We start from the raw sequence: 15343 nt of genomic DNA, 5'->3' as shown, positions 1-15343 counted from the left end.
CACACCTCTACTTGACGGCTGCGGCTATGGACGGAGCCCGAGGGGAGGAGCTGCCGATCCGCTGCAGGCCCAGGAAATAGGAGAGGCCACGGCCGGTCTGGTAGAAGGCAACCATGAAAAACCAGAGCGTTCCGCGCAGCACGCCGATGTCGTAGTGCCGGTTCCTCTGGAAGTCGCTCCACTGATCCGCATTGGCGAAGACAAGGTCCGCGATCATCTTCCGGTGCTCGGCCTTCTCGATCATGAAGCGGCATCCCAGCAGCAGCCCGTCGTCGTTCATTCCGACCTTGCGGATCTCCACCGGCAGATGCTGAATGGGGAGGTTGGCGAAAGGCTGGAATTCGAGGGTGCCTGCGGCTCCCTTCTTCAGCCTGGGCTCGACGGAGGGAGGCACGTGAAGTCTTGCACCGCCAACGGAGACGTCCTTCAGAACAGCGTCAATGACTTCATCGCCCATGACAAAGCGGCAGGGGCGCTCGACGCGGACCCGGTGGCTCTGCCGGCGCGTCGCCCGCTCCGACACCACGCCCAGGGCGCAGCCCGCGATGATCAGGTTGAGGATGTTCCAGGCTCCCGTGACAAGGGTCAGGTCGGCTTTGTAGGGCTCTGCCCACACCCGTACCCCCGTGGCCACGACGCCGAGGAGCAGGATTCCGAAGATGATGAAATAGGGAGTTCCCAATTCCGACACCCGGCTCTCGTCCATGGTCTCGTTCTTCGACGTGACCTTGAAGGTGGGCTTGCTCGGATTGGCGATCACCGAGAGAACGGCGGGCAGAAGATAGATCGTCTGCACATACTCGTAGAGATCCGAAATCCACGGCCAGCGATAGCGGCCATAGAGATAGTTCTGCATCATGAAGTTCACCATCATGTAGGTGAACGTATAGGCGAAGAACTCGCCTCCGGACGCAGTGAAGATTTCCAGCGAGAAGAAGAGATAGCAGAGCGGCGAGACGAGAAAGCAGAACCGCGAGAACGGGAACAGCCAGAACATGCTGCTCGACATGTAGCACAGGCGCTGCGACAGCTTCAGCCCGCGCTTCAAAGGCGGAAACTTGTAGCGCAGGATCTGCATCATCCCCTGCGCCCAGCGCGAGCGCTGGCCGATGAAGCTGGAAAAGCTGTCCGGCTGCAGGCCCGCGATCAGAGGCTTGTCCACATAGGCGCTTTTCCAGCCTCGGGAATGGAGCTCAAGGGCGGTTTCGCAGTCTTCCGTGATGCTGACGCCGCTGAAGCCATTGGTCTCCTGAAGCGCTTCGCGCCGGAGCACGGCGGCCGAGCCGCAGAAGAAGGAAGCATCCCACTTGTCGAGGCCGCGCTGGATGACCCCGTAGAACATCTCGTTCTCCGACGGCATGGTCTGGAAGGTGCCGAGGTTGCGCTCCAGCGGGTCCGGATTGATGAAGAAGTGAGGCGTCTGGACCAGAAACAGGTTCTTGTCTGCGGTGAAGTAGCCGACGGTCTCGGTCAGGAAGTTGCGCGCCGGGGCGTGGTCGGCGTCGAAGACGGCAACGAGATCGCCCGTGGAGTGCTCGAGACCGTTATTGAGGTTGCCGGCCTTGGCATGCAGGTTGCGGGCGCGGGTCAGGTAGCGGACGTCGAGCGCGGCGCACAGGGCCTGCAGTTCCGCACGGCGTTCCCGGGCCTGCAGGGCGGCGAGGGCATTCTGCGAGCTGCATTTCTCGTCCGTACCTCCGTCGTCCAGAAGCCAGACTGTCAGCTTGTCCTCCGGATAGGTCATCGCCTTGGCTGCCGCCAGGGTGGTGGCTAGCAGATCGGCGCCCTCGTTGTAGCTTGGAACGAAGACATCGACGGTGGGCAGGTTGTGCGGGTCGATCTGGGGTGCCTTGCGCGACGGCATCGGGCTGGAGACCACGAAGAGGCTCAAGAACAGCATCATGACGCTGTACATCTCGGCCAGATACAGCAGGAAGCCAGGGATGAAGTTCGCCACCTCGGTGATCGGCGGGATGGTGCTGGTAGTCCGCCAGAAGACGTAGCGCAGGACGATGGCGGTACCCAGCGCCAAGGCTATCTGGCGCCAGATACCCTGAGCCCGGAAGAACTTGATGATGATCATGCAGGCGACGACCGTGAGGCCCGCCACGAGATGCGCCTGAAGACTGATGGGAAGAACGACAAGCGAGACAATCAGGATCGCCGCCACTGCCCAAAGGGCCACGATAAGACCTGCTCGCATTTGTCCGGATTCTCGGTCTGAGTGTTCGCGTGAGAGTGTGCACGCTTAGTTCAACACTGCGGGCAGGTCTATTAATATATCTTTATCGTTGCTTAGGCCTATTGTCACATCGCCAAATAGAACCGTGTATAATGTTATTACATATAGATAATTAGACTTGGCTTTACTCGGTCGGTGGGGGCGGCACCACAGGATAGCCGCCCAGAGGCAATGTACTCCGCGGTATGGACGGTGCAGGAATGGGTGGACTCACCGTATCCTTGTCGATGAGGCGTCCCGACGGTTCATCGGACACGACCGCGCGGCGACTTTCCGACGACAGGGCGCGCCGGCGGATCACGGTGGCATCCTCCCTTCCGCTGAGGCCCAACGGGTACATCGGCGCGTCGGTCTGCCCGAAGCCGGCGGGCGGCGGCGGCGGATCCCCATAGGGGTTCCACGATTCCTGGCGGTAATAAGCCGCGACCGTGTAGCCGTACATGACTCGCAGGAGCTGATCGACACTGGCATCGGCATCGCACAGGCGCAGGCGCACCGAAATCGCTCCACCGGGCACCAGGATGGCGGGCTTGTCGGGTTCGATCTGCTGCCAGGCATAAAGGCAAAGGTCGCCCTGCGAGGAGCGCCCCGTGGCAAAGCCGAAGGGGCCGAATTTGTTCTGGACGTAGACGAGGGAGGTCTGCATCGCGACCCCGGGAATCCGCTCCTCCATCTCCCTCTCGATCCGATCCGGGGTCAGAGGAGACAGGGAGAGCGTCTCCGGAATCTCCATGTTGCTCGCGGTGTTGTTGAGCAGGCTCACATAGAAGGCATTCTGCCCGGCTGTCAGCGAGGCCGTCGACAGGGCGATCTCCTGCGAGATCCCGTTCTGGTAGGTCTGCTGCAGAACAGCCACGATGGAGGGTCCGCCCGGCGGGGGGACGACGATCGCGCGGGTTGCCGGCACTTCGGAATTCAGCGTCGCATAGCCGAGATCGGACCGGCCCGCGCAGGCGGCAACGCTCATCAGAACGGCTGCGGCGGCGAGCCACTTCAGGACCTTGCCGGGACCGTCCGTCTGCCCGTGGTCACAGGCAACGACCGCTTCGGCTGCCGCAGCGCCGAAGTGCGTCTGAGTCCTGTGCGTCGAAGCGGTCATGCGGAACGTGAAAACTCTCGTGGCCGGGCAGCTGGGGGCAGGCTTGCTCGCTGGAGGGATGCCCCTGGAGCGGATGGGCCCATTCAGCTGGATGGTTTAACCAGCTATGACCATTCATGGTTAACGAAGAGTAAGCATCGCCCTGGGGCGGATTTTAATCCCGCCGGGATGGGCGCTTCGCCTTGACCTGCCGGCCGGACGGCATACAAACGGCGCGCCGCTCTCAGGGCAATTGGTCCTAGGGCGCCTCCCGGGTCTCCCGATGACATTGCTTGGCCCGTCTGCTGAGGCGGGCAGGCCGATTGTCGGTTCCGGCCCTCGGGCCGGTTTGAAGAAAGCCTTTTCGATGCAATCCGCCTTTTTGCGCAACGCGCTTGTTCTAGGCATGCTCTCCGCCGTCGGGCCGTTCGCCATCGACATGTACCTGCCAGCCTTTCCGGCCATCGCCCGGGAGCTTCAGGTCGATGTGAGCGGCGTGCAGATGAGCCTGATGAGCTTCTTCCTGGCGGTTGCCATCTGTCAGATCGCCTATGGGCCGCTCTCGGACCGATTCGGCCGCAAGCCGCCGCTATATGCAGGGCTGGGGCTGTTCGTCCTGGCCAGCATCGGCTGCAGCTTCGCCCCCAACGTGGAGACCCTCATCGCCTTCCGGTTCCTGCAGGGCGTTGGCTCCTGCGCCACCATGGTGATCCCCCGGGCGATCATTCGCGATCTGCATACCGGGCATGAGGCGGCCCGCCTGATGGCGACCAGCATGCTGGTTTTCAGCGTCTCCCCGATCCTGGCGCCGCTGGCAGGGAGCGCCCTGACGGCGTTCTTCAGCTGGCGCGTGATCTTCTGGGCCATCGGCCTCATCGGCATCGGCGGCCTTGCCGTCGTGCTCTTCCTCCTGCCCGAGACTCACAAGGCGGATCGGGGCAGGGGAGGCATCGCTCAGGCCTTCAAAACCTATGGAAGCCTGCTCAAGGATCGGCGCTTCCTCGGCCTTGCCTTCATCGGTGGGTTCAGCCAAGCGAGCTTCTTTGCCTATCTCGCCGGCTCGTCCGTCATCTTCATCGAGCATTTCGGCATGACGCCGTCAGCCTACAGCATGATCTTCGCGTCGAACGCCATTGCCTTCATCGGCAGCGCCCAGTTCAACAGCACCTTCATGCGCCGCTTCGGCGCCGAGCGGGTGGTGCGCATCGCAATCTCATGCTTTGCCAGCCTCGTGACGCTGCTCTTCCTGTTGACCGTCTCCGGCGTCGACAATGCCTTCGTCCTGTGGGGTCTCCTGTTCGTGTCCTTCGGCTGCCTCGGATTCGTCATTCCGTCCACGGCGGTGCTGGCCCTTGAGGAGCACGGTCCCGTGGCCGGCACGGCCTCGGCTCTCATGGGCACGCTTCAGCTCAGCACCGGTGCTGTGATGATTGCGCTGGTCAGCGCCTTCTACGACGGCACGTCCGTCTCGATGGTGAGCGCCATCTTCGTCTGCGCGCTCGTGGCCCTCACACTGAGCTTCAGGGCCATGAAGCCGAAGCGCGCCTATCCCTGACGGGTCTGGTCGAGGATCCAGTCGCGAAACGAGCGCAGCAGCGGCGTCTCCGCCTTGTGCTCCGGATAGACCAGGTAATAGGCACCGCCGCTGACGAGACTGTTCGGAAAGAGGATCTCCAGACGTCCCGATGCCAGCTCGTCGGCGATCAGGAAATGCGGGATGAGGGCGGCGCCCAGGCCCGCGGCGGCCGCCTGGGCCACCATGGCGAATTGCTCGAAGCGTGGGCCGCGAAGCGGATTGCTCGCCTCCACGTCGACACTGGCGAACCACTCCGCCCAGGCTGTGGGGCGCGTGCTCTGCTGCAGCAGCGTGGCCCGGGCCAGATCCTGCGGTGAGCGCAGGTTCTCGCGCTCCCGGTAGGCCGGGCTGCAGACGGGCACCGCCTCCTCCGTCCGCAGCAGCTCGCACACGGCCCCGGGCCAGTGCGGCTCGCCGAAATGAATGGCGGCGTCGAAGGGCTCGGCGGCAAAGTCGAAGGGCACGAGCCTCACGCCGAAATTCACCATGGCGCCCGGGTGCTGGGCGAAGAAGCCGGGAATGCGCGGAATGAGCCAGCGGGTGCCGAAGGTCGGCAGGGTTGCGAGGTTGAGCACGCCGGTCGTGCCTGACAGGGCAATGGCCTGATGAGTGGCGTCGGACAGCTCGGACAGGGTGCTGCGCACCTGGGACGCATAGAGGCGCCCCACATCCGTGAGCACCACCCGCTGCCGGGAGCGGCTGAACAGGGAGACGCCGAGCGATTCCTCCAGCTGCTGGATCTGGCGCGAGACGGCGCTCTGCGTCAGGTTCAGCTCCTCGGCCGCGCGCGACACGCTGCCATGGCGGGCCGTGGCCTCGAAGGCCAGGAGATTGCCCACATTGGGCAGGAAGCCGCGACGAAACACCCGTTCATTCCAATTAAGAATAACCTGCTGCGAAGATGTCGATTTACTTTTGGCCTGTCCAGGGCGATTTTGCCACTCAAATCCAATGGGTTTTGCTGGCCTGACGCCGGCGCCCGAACTCCTTGTATGGGAAGGATGATCATCATGGCCGGTGCTCAACAGGAACTCGCGAAGCTCAAATGGGAAGACCCGCTCCTCCTCGACGACCTTCTCACCGACGACGAGCGCATGATCCGCGACACGGCCCGGGCCTACGCTCAGGACAGGCTCCTGCCCCGCGTGATCGAGGCCTACCGTGAGGAGAAGACCGACCGGGCGATCTTCAACGAGATGGGCGAACTCGGCCTCCTCGGCGTGACCCTGCCGGAGGATTACGGCTGCGCCGGCGCGTCCTACGTGGCCTACGGCCTCGTGGCCCGCGAGGTGGAGCGGGTCGATTCCGGCTACCGCTCCATGATGAGCGTGCAGTCCTCTCTCGTCATGTACCCGATCTATGCCTATGGCTCCGAGGAGCAGCGCCGGAAGTACCTGCCCAAGCTTGCCTCGGGCGAGTTCGTCGGCTGCTTCGGCCTCACCGAGCCGGATGCCGGCTCCGATCCGGCCGGCATGAAGACCCGCGCGGTGAAGACCGATGGCGGCTATCGGATCAGCGGCTCCAAGATGTGGATCTCCAACTCTCCCATCGCGGACGTGTTCGTGGTGTGGGCCAAGTCCGAAGCCCACGACAACCAGATCCGCGGCTTCGTGCTGGACAAGGGCATGAAGGGTCTCTCCGCTCCGAAGATCGGCGGCAAGCTCTCATTGCGCGCTTCCATCACGGGCGAGATCGTCATGGACAACGTCGAGGTCAGTGAGGACGCCCTGCTGCCCAACGTATCGGGTTTAAGAGGTCCCTTCGGCTGCCTCAACCGGGCCCGCTACGGCATCTCCTGGGGAGCGCTGGGTGCGGCGGAGGATTGCTGGCACCGCGCGCGTCAGTACACCCTCGACCGCAAGCAGTTCGACCGGCCGCTCGCCGCCACCCAGCTCGTGCAGAAGAAGCTTGCCGACATGATGACCGAGATCACGCTCGGCCTCCACGCCAGCCTGCGCGTCGGCCGCCTCTTCGACGAGGGTCGCGTGGCGCCGGAGATGATCTCCCTGGTCAAGCGCAACAATGTCGGCAAGGCCCTGGATATCGCCCGCATCGCCCGCGACATGCACGGCGGCAACGGCATTCAGGAGGAATACCATGTGATGCGCCACGCGCAGAACCTGGAGACCGTGAACACCTATGAGGGCACCCACGATGTGCATGCTCTCATCCTGGGCCGCGCCCAGACCGGCCTGCAGGCGTTCTTTTAAGAAGGGGCACACCCATGGCGCTTCGGATCACCCTGGCGGGATCCACCGGCTGGGTCGGCAAGGCCCTCGTCGCCGCGATTGTGGCTTCCGACGATCTGCAGCTGGCAGGTGCCGTCAGCCGCAGCGCGGCGGGGCAGGATGCCGGCGAGGCCGCTGGTCTCGCCCGCCTCGGTGTTCCGATCAGCGCAACCCTCGAGGAGGCGCTGCGTGAGCCATCCGATGTGGTGATCGACTACACCAAGCCCGGCGCCGTGAAGGCTCATGCGCTCACGGCTCTGGCACAAGGCCAGCATGTGGTCGTCGGCACGTCGGGCTTGGGCGCCGAAGACTATGCCGAGATCGACGCACAAGCACAGACGGCAGGTCGCGGCGTGCTCGCGGCCGGCAATTTCTCGATCACCGCGACCCTGCTGCGCCGTTTCGCCCTTGAGGCGGCCCGCTTTGTCCCGGACGTGGAAGTCATCGATTACGCCTCGGCGAAGAAGCCCGATACGCCGTCGGGCACCGCCCGCGAACTGGCGGAGCTTCTGAGCGATGTCCGCCAGAGCGCGACGTCGAAGCCCGTGGATGAACTGACCGGCGTTCGCGAAACCCGTGGCGGCGCTCTTGGCGCCAGGGAGCCGGTGCAGGTCCATTCCCTGCGCATGCCGTCCTTCGTCCTGTCCTGCGAGGCGGTGTTCGGTGCCGACAACGAGCGGCTCGTGATCCGCCACGATGCAGGTTCGTCGGCCGCTCCCTATGTGGCCGGCACGCTGCTGGCCGCCCGTCGCGTCGGCTCGTTCACCGGCCTGCGGCGCGGTCTCGACGCCATCATGGATTGATCCTCATGAAGCCACTTGAAGGTCTCAAGGTCCTTGAACTCGCGCGCATTCTGGCAGGCCCCTGGGTCGGTCAGCTGCTCGCCGATCTCGGTGCCGATGTGGTGAAGGTGGAGCGGCCAGGTGCGGGCGACGATACCCGCGGCTGGGGGCCTCCCTTCATTGAGGGCGCCCAGGGTGAGGATCTGTCGGCGGCTTACTTTCATTCCTGCAACCGCGGCAAGCGCTCCATCGCGGCGGATTTCGAGACGCCTGAGGGGCAGGAGCTCGTGCGTAAGCTTGCAGCGCACGCGGATGTGGTGATCGAGAACTTCAAGGTCGGTGGCCTGAAGAAATACGGCCTCGACTACGAGAGCCTGAAAAAGGTCAACCCGCGCCTGGTCTATTGCTCGATCACGGGCTTCGGGCAGGACGGACCTTACGCGTCCCGCGCCGGCTACGATTTCATGATCCAGGGCATGGGCGGGATCATGGACCTGACAGGCGATCCGGAGGGCGAACCGCAGAAGATCGGCGTCGCCTATGTGGACATCTTCACCGGCGTCTATTCTGTCGTCGGCATCCTGGCCGCCCTTCGCCAGCGCGATGCCACGGGGGAGGGGGCGCATCTCGACATGGCGCTCCTCGACGTGCAGACGAGCGTGCTGGCAAACCAGGCCATGAATTATCTGGCCTCCGGCAAGTCGCCCCGGCGCATGGGCAATGCCCATCCCAATATCGTGCCCTACCAGGTTTTCCCGGTGGCGGACGGTCACGTGATCGTGGCGGTGGGCAACGACGGGCAGTTCGCCCGCTTCGTTGCGGTGTTGGGCCAGCCCGAACTGGCGCAGGATGAGCGCTTCAGGAGCAATGCGGGACGGGTGGGCCGCCGGGCCGAACTCGTGCCGATTCTCACCGAGCTCACCTTGAAGACCAGCCGCGATGCGCTGCTGTCGGCGCTCGAAAAGCAGGGTGTTCCGGCAGGCCCTATCAATACGGTGGCGGATGTGTTCGCCGATCCGCAGGTCATCGCCCGCGGCATGAGGATCGACCTGCCTTCACCCGCAGCCCAGGGTGGGGCGATCCCGTCCGTCCGCTCGCCGATCGTGATGAACGGGGAGCCGATGGCGGCCCAACGCCCTTCGCCGCGGCTCGGCGAGCACACGGACGAGGTCCTGAGCGACCCGTCCTGGATGGCCTGAACACACGTCCTTCTAGTCGGCGATGCCCTTGGTCACGAGGCGCTCGATGGCCTGCACGATGCGCTGGCGGTCCTCATCCGAGAACGGGCTGAGATTGTGCATCTCGAGGCTGCTCAGGCCTTCGGTTGCCAGCCATGCCAGCAGGGCTGAGTCGAGGTCGTCGGAGGTCGCCTTCAACTGCTCCAGAGTGGTGCGGATCACCTGACGCACGGGGTCGAGAAGGCGCGGATTCTCTGCGGTGGCCGCCATCATTCCGGTGGCCATGTCCTGCATCTTGCCGCCGCAGCAGATATTCAGCAGAGTCTTGGTGACGACCCGGGCCTCCAGATTGGGTCCAGGTTGGGCCTTCTCGCGCAGCGCCTCCTTTTCAGAGGCAACCTGGTCGATCATGCGCTGGATCATCGCCTGCAGCAGCGCATCCTTGGTCGGAAAGTTGTAGAGCAGCCCGCCCTTGCTGAGGCCGGCCTTGTCCGCCACAGCCTCAAGGGTCAGCCGGCCGGCGCCGATTTCTCCGACAAGTTCTGCGGCCGCATCAAGAATTTTTTCTCGGGAACTCTTACGGCCTCTGGTACAGGGAAACAGCATCCATCACTCTTGTTTTGTGCGCTACCGCACTTGCGACTAAACCGTCCAGACGGTATATAAATTGTTCCACGGCATTGGCGTCAAGGAAAAGTCCCGTTAATGCCGCACCTCCTTAGTCTTAGATGGGCCCCCTGACGTGGGTTCACAATCTCGGAAGAAGCCTATGAAACGGCGCCTTGTAGTCGGTCTTGTGTTCGTCCTCGCGGTTGGCCTCTGCGGCGGCCTGATCTGGTTCAACTTCTTCCGCGACAAGATGATCACGCAGTTCTTTGCCACCATGCAGCAGCCGGCGCAGACGGTGTCGGCTGCCAAGGTCGAGGCGAAGACCTGGACACCGGCGATCAGCGCCATCGGCACGGCGAAGGCAGCCAACGGTGTTGAGCTGGCCGTGCAGGTCGGCGGCGTGGTGACGGAGATCAACTTCAAGCCGAACGAGCGCGTCCCCCAGGGCAAGGTGCTGGTCCAACTCGATGATGCGGTCGACCGGGCGGATCTGGCCAATGTGCAGGCCCAGGTGAAGCTCGCCGAGGCGAGCTTCGCCCGTTCCCGGGCCCTGTCCGCTCGCGGCATCACGGCCGAGGCGACCTTCGAGCAGAATGAGGCTTCCCTGGCCACGGCTCGTGCCCAGGAGGCCCGCACCCGGGCTGTCATCGACCAGAAGGCGCTCAAGGCTCCCTTCGGCGGCGTCCCTGGCATCTCGAGAATCGACGTGGGGCAGTACCTTCAGCCCGGCACTGTGGTGGCGAGCTTCCAGGACCTGTCGTCGATGAAGGTCGATTTCACGGTTCCGGAGCAACGGGCCAGCGAGATCAAGCTCGGCCAGGAAGTCCGTGTCGGTGTGACCGAGGCGGACCTGCCCTTCAAGGGGCGCGTCATCGGCAAGGACCCTCGGGTCGATCCGGCAACCCGCCTGGTCTCCGTTCAGGCGCTCATCGAGGACAACAAGGACGGGGCCATTCTCCCCGGTCAGTTCCTCCACGTGGAGGCGATCCTGCCGGAGCAGCCAAACGTCATGACCCTGCCACAGACGGCGGTTATCACCAGCCTCTACGGGGATTACGTCTATACGATCGAGCAGGAAGAGCGGGCAGGCCAGCAGGTTCAGGTCGCCAAGCAGGTCTTCGTGAAGACCGGCCGTCGCCGCGGCGGGGCTCTCGAGATCCTCTCCGGCCTCAATCCCGGTCAGCAGGTGGCTGCCTCGGGGCAGAACAAACTGCAGGCCGGCTCGACCGTCAAGATCGACAACACCATCGATGTGACCAAGCTCGACACGACGAAGCTCGCAAGCGGGCAATAGGCATCAGCCATGAGTTTCACAGAACTTTTCATCCGCCGCCCCGTCCTGTCGATGGTGGTGAGCCTCCTGATCCTGCTGCTGGGTGCGCAGGGTCTGATGAATCTCCAGGTGCGCCAGTATCCGGAGGTCGAGGAAACCACCATCACGATCACGACGGTCTATACGGGCGCCAGCGCCGACCTGATCCAGGGCTTCATCAGCACGCCCATCGCCAAATCCGTGTCGAGCGCGGAAGGCGTCGACTACGTGACGACGCAGAGCCGCCTGGGCGTGAGCACGGTGTCCGTGCGCATGCGCCTCAACACGGATCCGAATGCGGCGCTCACCGAAGTTACCTCCAAGGTCCAGCAGATCCGCGCGCAGCTTCCCTCCGAGGCTGAGGATCCGGTGATCATGAAGGGTACGGGGCAGAGCTTCGCCCTCATGTACATTACCTTCGGCAGCACGGAGATGAACCCGGAGCAGGTGTCCGAATTCCTGACCCGTGTGGTGCAGCCGCGCTTTGCGACGCTCGAAGGCGTCGGCAACGCCGAGATCCTCGGCGGGCGCGACTTCTCGATGCGCGTCTGGATCGATCCCGTGCGTCTGGCTTCCCGTGGCGTGACCGCCGGCGACGTGGTCCAGGCGATCCGGGCCAACAACTTCCTCGCGGCACCGGGCAAGACGCAGAGCGAGTACGTGGCCTACAGGCTCGACATGCAGACCACCCTGCAGACACCTGAGACATTCGGCACGCTGCCGATCCGCTCGAACGGCGACCAGGTCGTGCGCCTGCGCGATGTGGCGGATGTGGAACTCGGGCCCGAGAGCACGGACACCATCGTCAGCTTCAACGGCAGCCAGGGCACCTTCATCGGCATCACGCCGACACCGTCGGCCAATCCTCTGACCGTCGCCGACGAGGTGACGAGAGCCATCGAGGGCATCCGCTCGACCCTGCCTCAGGGCATGAATGTCGAGATCGTCTACGATGCGTCGAACTTCATCTCGGCTTCGATCGAGGAGGTGTTCACGACCATCGGCGAGGCGGCGCTCATCGTCGTGGTGGTGATCCTGCTGTTCCTGGGGTCTTTCCGCTCGGTGCTGATCCCCATCGTGACCATCCCGCTCTCGCTCGTGGGCGTGTGCTTCTTCCTCTATGCGCTGGGCTACTCGATCAACCTGCTCACGCTGCTGGCCATGGTGCTGGCCATCGGCCTTGTGGTGGACGACGCCATCGTGGTGCTGGAGAACATTCACCGCCACATCGAGGAAGGCCTCAAGCCGGTCGATGCGGCCATCGTGGGCATGAAGGAGATCTTCCTGCCCATCGTGTCCATGACCGTCACCCTGGCGGCGGTCTATGCCCCGATCGGCTTCACGCAGGGCCTGACAGGCTCGCTCTTCCGCGAGTTTGCCTTTACCCTGGCTGGCGCCGTGATCATCTCGGGCATCGTCGCCGTGACGCTCTCGCCCATGATGTCCTCGCGGCTGCTGAAGGGTCACGGTGGCCAGGGGCGGTTTGCCGCTTTCGTCGACCGCGTCTTCACCCGGCTCGAGAACTGGTATGCCCGGCGCCTGAAGGGCTCACTGGACTATCGCGGCGTGACGCTCGTCATCGTGGCCGTTCTTCTCGGCACAACGGCGTTCATGTTCACCAAGACCTCCTCCGAGCTCGCGCCGGAAGAGGATCAGGGTGCCTATCTCGGCATCCTGAATGCGCCGAAATATGCGACCGCCGATTACACCCAGGCCTTCTCCAAGCAGTTCACCAATGCGGCGGAGAAGATCAAGGAAATCGACGACAGCTTCCTGATTGTCGGCACCGACGGCGGCGGCGGCGGCTTCTTCGGCTTCAAGCTGAAGGAATGGAGCGAGCGTGAGAAGAAGGGAGCCCAGACCAAGCAGGACATTCAGAACCTTCTGAACGAGAATGCCGGTCTCCAGGCTTTCGCCTTTGCGCCTCCATCCCTGCCCGGAGCCGGTGACGGCCTGCCGATCCAGTATGTGTTGCGCACCATCGGCGATTCCTCCCAGGCCTATGAGACCGCGGATGAGATCCGCAAGCGGGCAATGAAGTCGGGCAAGTTCATCGTTGTCCAGAACTCCATCTCCTATGAGACGCCGCGGGCGCGCATCACGGTGGACCGCGATCGGGCTGCAGCGTTGGGCGTGCCCGTGTCCGAGATCGGCAACACGCTCGGGGCTCTCGTCGGCGGTGCGCCGATCTCGAAGTTCGACCGCGACAACCGGAGCTACGACGTCGTCAGCCAGGTCCGGCAGGAGGACCGTCTCAACCCGGAGCGGCTCGCCGAGTATTATGTCCGTGCGTCCGACGGCTCCATGGTTCCGTTGTCCGCCCTCATCAGCATCAAGACGGATGCGGCGCCGGCCGTCATCGAGCAGTTCAACCAGCTCAATTCGGCGACCCTGTCGGCCTTGCCGCTGCCTGGAGTGACCACCTCGGAGGGTTTGGCGACCTTGCGTTCCATTGCCAAGGAAGTCATGCCGCAGGGCTTCTATGAGGATTATGCCGGTCAGTCGCGCCTGGAAATTCAGGAAGGCAACTCGATCTTCCTGGCCTTCGGGCTCGCCATCATCGTGATCTACCTGGTGCTGGCGGCGCAGTTCGAGAGCTTCCGGGATCCGTTCATCATCATGATGTCGGTTCCGCTCTCCATGTTCGGGGCCATGATCTTCCTGAACTTGGGTCTGGCGACCCTCAACATCTACACGCAGGTGGGGCTGATCACCCTTGTGGGCCTGATCACCAAGCACGGCATTCTGATGGTGGAGTTCGCCAACGAGCAGAAGGAAAAGCACGGGGTCAGCAAGCGTGAGGCCATCGAGGAGGCGGCGCGCGTCCGTCTGCGCCCGATCCTGATGACCACGGCCGCCATGGTGCTCGGCGTTGCGCCTCTGCTCTATGCCAGCGGCGCCGGTGCGGCTGCCCGCTTCTCGATGGGTCTGGTGATCGCGTCCGGCATGTCCATCGGCACGATCTTCACGCTCTTCGTGGTGCCGATGTTCTACACCTTCATCTCACGGGAGACCGTCCGTGCCCACCGGGCGGTAGACAGGACACCCGAGAGGCACCATCACCATCAGCCCGTCGCGGCGGAGTGACAACGAAAAGGCCGGGCAATGCCCGGCCTTTTCAGTTACGTCCTGAGAGGCAGGTCGACGCCGATCCTGCCTCTTCTTGAATTACTGGGCGATCTCGCCTTCGACTTCCATGAAGGGGGAGACCGACTTGAAGCCGGCCTGCTCCGCGGCCTTGCGAACGGCTTCGGCAACCTCGCTCGAATGAACCTCGACGGTTTCACCGGTCTTCGCATCCACGAACATGATCTTCATCGCGTTCATGTCCGGCTGACCGTGGGAGATCACATAGGAGTTCTGGGTGGCCAGACGATGGACGAGACCTGCGTCGCGCAGGAAGTCCAGGGCGCGATAGATGGTCACCGGAGCAAGACGCTTCTTCTCGTTGCTCAGGCGATCGACCAGATCGTAAGCCCCGACCGGGCCGCCGCTCTGAACCAGCTCGCGATAGACACGCTCCCGGATCGGCGTGAGCCTGAGATTGTTCTGCCGGCACAGATCGTCGGCACGACGGAGGAGGTTTTCCTCTTCTTCCTTCCTGAGGGCCTTGGTGCTCATGAGCCACACTCCTGTTATTACGGAACCTATATATTCATATAGGTAAAATACGGCTCTGACAATGTGCTATCGTTGCGAAAGGGGCTGGAATTACACTTTTTTCCTCAACGGAAGGCTGATGGCGGGCATCAGACATGCTTCCGGAGGAAGCAATACGTAATAACGTGATATATTTGGGTAAGTTCCAGCGCCCGGGACTACTTGGCACAGATTTCGCAAAGTCCCCGGATCTCCACCGTCACCTTCTTGGCGGAGAACGCGTGATCGCCGCTCCAGTGGGACAGGCGCTCGCTGATATGAGAGTCGGTGAATTCCTTGACCAGGCCGCAGCTCTCGCAGATCGCGAAGGCCGCCATGTCCTGATGGTCATGAGGATGCTTGCAAGCGACGTAGGCGTTCAGGCTCTCGAGCCTATGGGCAAGGCCCTTCTCGATGAGCTTGTCCAGCGATCGGTAGACCGTCGGTGGCGTGACGGCTCCCTTGCCACGCATCTTGTCGAGGACCTCGTAGGCCGAGAGCGGGTTCTGGGCGGAACACAGGATCCGATGAACCCGCTTCTGCGTCTCGTTCAGGTCGTCGATGCCGTGGTGGTGATGCGTATGAGCCATCTGATATCGTCGGTTCCGCCGGGGGTGGTCGCCCTATACGTCATGATTGCGAAAGCGATTTCAAGCCACCTGCGCCGATTGCCCTGTCGGAGCCGCTCCGACAGGGCTT

At 63.3% G+C, this 15343-nt stretch carries 12 protein-coding genes; 6 read left to right on the top strand and 6 right to left on the bottom strand.

Annotated elements, in window-relative coordinates; all coding sequences use genetic code 11:
• Positions 1-7: 7 nt before the first annotated feature.
• The gene (bcsA, locus tag MA07_RS20200) at positions 8-2203 is read right to left on the bottom strand and encodes a UDP-forming cellulose synthase catalytic subunit (protein ID WP_036355820.1); all 2196 of its coding nucleotides are present in this window, start codon (positions 2201-2203) and stop codon (positions 8-10) included.
• A 163-nt stretch (positions 2204-2366) separates the two neighbouring features.
• Complete coding sequence (bcsN, locus tag MA07_RS20195; RefSeq protein ID WP_052003363.1) at positions 2367-3341, bottom strand: cellulose biosynthesis protein BcsN; 975 nt, start codon at positions 3339-3341, stop codon at positions 2367-2369.
• A gap of 346 nt (positions 3342-3687) precedes the next feature.
• Here bcsN and MA07_RS20190 point away from each other — a divergent pair, with 346 nt between their 5' ends.
• Positions 3688-4875 (top strand): multidrug effflux MFS transporter, encoded by a 1188-nt coding sequence (locus MA07_RS20190; RefSeq protein WP_036355817.1) that lies wholly within the window; start codon positions 3688-3690, stop codon positions 4873-4875.
• Here MA07_RS20190 and MA07_RS20185 read toward each other — a convergent pair.
• Positions 4866-5762 (bottom strand): LysR family transcriptional regulator, encoded by an 897-nt coding sequence (locus tag MA07_RS20185; RefSeq protein WP_036355814.1) that lies wholly within the window; start codon positions 5760-5762, stop codon positions 4866-4868. The genes MA07_RS20190 and MA07_RS20185 overlap by 10 nt on opposite strands.
• 144 nt (positions 5763-5906) lie before the next feature.
• Between MA07_RS20185 and MA07_RS20180 the strand changes: the two genes are divergently transcribed.
• From MA07_RS20180 to MA07_RS20170, 3 genes are read left to right on the top strand one after another with little or no spacing between them, the layout of a single operon-like run.
• A complete protein-coding gene (locus MA07_RS20180; RefSeq protein WP_152568945.1) occupies positions 5907-7106 on the top strand; it encodes an acyl-CoA dehydrogenase in 1200 nt (399 codons plus the stop codon).
• Positions 7107-7120: 14 nt separating this feature from the next.
• Positions 7121-7927 carry a 4-hydroxy-tetrahydrodipicolinate reductase gene (gene dapB, locus MA07_RS20175; protein WP_036355808.1) on the top strand — a complete coding sequence of 269 codons (807 nt, stop codon included), beginning with the start codon at positions 7121-7123 and terminating at the stop codon, positions 7925-7927.
• 5 nt (positions 7928-7932) lie between these two features.
• On the top strand, positions 7933-9105 hold the full coding sequence (locus MA07_RS20170) for a CaiB/BaiF CoA-transferase family protein (RefSeq protein ID WP_036355806.1): 1173 nt from the start codon (positions 7933-7935) through the stop codon (positions 9103-9105).
• Between the two features lie 12 nt (positions 9106-9117).
• Here the strand turns inward: MA07_RS20170 and MA07_RS20165 are convergent, their stop codons facing one another.
• A complete protein-coding gene (locus MA07_RS20165; RefSeq protein WP_081929075.1) occupies positions 9118-9690 on the bottom strand; it encodes a TetR/AcrR family transcriptional regulator in 573 nt (190 codons plus the stop codon).
• A gap of 163 nt (positions 9691-9853) precedes the next feature.
• On the opposite strand from MA07_RS20165, the gene MA07_RS20160 reads away from it, so the two are divergent.
• Together MA07_RS20160 and MA07_RS20155 are read left to right on the top strand one after the other, a co-directional pair.
• Complete coding sequence (locus MA07_RS20160; RefSeq protein WP_036355801.1) at positions 9854-10987, top strand: efflux RND transporter periplasmic adaptor subunit; 1134 nt, start codon at positions 9854-9856, stop codon at positions 10985-10987.
• 9 nt (positions 10988-10996) lie between these two features.
• Positions 10997-14092, top strand: a complete 3096-nt coding sequence (locus MA07_RS20155; RefSeq protein ID WP_036355799.1) for an efflux RND transporter permease subunit — start codon at positions 10997-10999, stop codon at positions 14090-14092.
• An 81-nt stretch (positions 14093-14173) separates the two neighbouring features.
• Here MA07_RS20155 and MA07_RS20150 read toward each other — a convergent pair whose 3' ends face one another.
• Both MA07_RS20150 and MA07_RS20145 read right to left on the bottom strand, forming a co-directional pair.
• The gene (locus tag MA07_RS20150) at positions 14174-14626 is read right to left on the bottom strand and encodes a Fur family transcriptional regulator (RefSeq protein ID WP_052003362.1); all 453 of its coding nucleotides are present in this window, start codon (positions 14624-14626) and stop codon (positions 14174-14176) included.
• A gap of 197 nt (positions 14627-14823) precedes the next feature.
• The gene (locus MA07_RS20145; RefSeq protein WP_036355796.1) at positions 14824-15234 is read right to left on the bottom strand and encodes a Fur family transcriptional regulator; all 411 of its coding nucleotides are present in this window, start codon (positions 15232-15234) and stop codon (positions 14824-14826) included.
• Positions 15235-15343 lie beyond the last annotated feature (109 nt).

The organism is Microvirga sp. BSC39 (genome assembly GCF_000739015.1).
Lineage (GTDB): Bacteria > Pseudomonadota > Alphaproteobacteria > Rhizobiales > Beijerinckiaceae > Microvirga.
This window is presented reverse-complemented; position numbering and strand designations above follow the sequence as displayed.

What these genes read in the sequence shown, in the direction of transcription:
- bcsA (WP_036355820.1), bottom strand. Translation starts at nt 2,203, where the DNA reads ATGCGAGCAGGTCTTATCGTGGCCCTTTGGGCAGTGGCGGCGATCCTG.
- bcsN (WP_052003363.1), bottom strand. Translation starts at nt 3,341, where the DNA reads ATGACCGCTTCGACGCACAGGACTCAGACGCACTTCGGCGCTGCGGCA.
- MA07_RS20190 (WP_036355817.1), top strand. Translation starts at nt 3,688, where the DNA reads ATGCAATCCGCCTTTTTGCGCAACGCGCTTGTTCTAGGCATGCTCTCC.
- MA07_RS20180 (WP_152568945.1), top strand. Translation starts at nt 5,907, where the DNA reads ATGGCCGGTGCTCAACAGGAACTCGCGAAGCTCAAATGGGAAGACCCG.
- dapB (WP_036355808.1), top strand. Translation starts at nt 7,121, where the DNA reads ATGGCGCTTCGGATCACCCTGGCGGGATCCACCGGCTGGGTCGGCAAG.
- MA07_RS20170 (WP_036355806.1), top strand. Translation starts at nt 7,933, where the DNA reads ATGAAGCCACTTGAAGGTCTCAAGGTCCTTGAACTCGCGCGCATTCTG.
- MA07_RS20165 (WP_081929075.1), bottom strand. Translation starts at nt 9,690, where the DNA reads ATGCTGTTTCCCTGTACCAGAGGCCGTAAGAGTTCCCGAGAAAAAATT.
- MA07_RS20160 (WP_036355801.1), top strand. Translation starts at nt 9,854, where the DNA reads ATGAAACGGCGCCTTGTAGTCGGTCTTGTGTTCGTCCTCGCGGTTGGC.
- MA07_RS20155 (WP_036355799.1), top strand. Translation starts at nt 10,997, where the DNA reads ATGAGTTTCACAGAACTTTTCATCCGCCGCCCCGTCCTGTCGATGGTG.
- MA07_RS20150 (WP_052003362.1), bottom strand. Translation starts at nt 14,626, where the DNA reads ATGAGCACCAAGGCCCTCAGGAAGGAAGAAGAGGAAAACCTCCTCCGT.
- MA07_RS20145 (WP_036355796.1), bottom strand. Translation starts at nt 15,234, where the DNA reads ATGGCTCATACGCATCACCACCACGGCATCGACGACCTGAACGAGACG.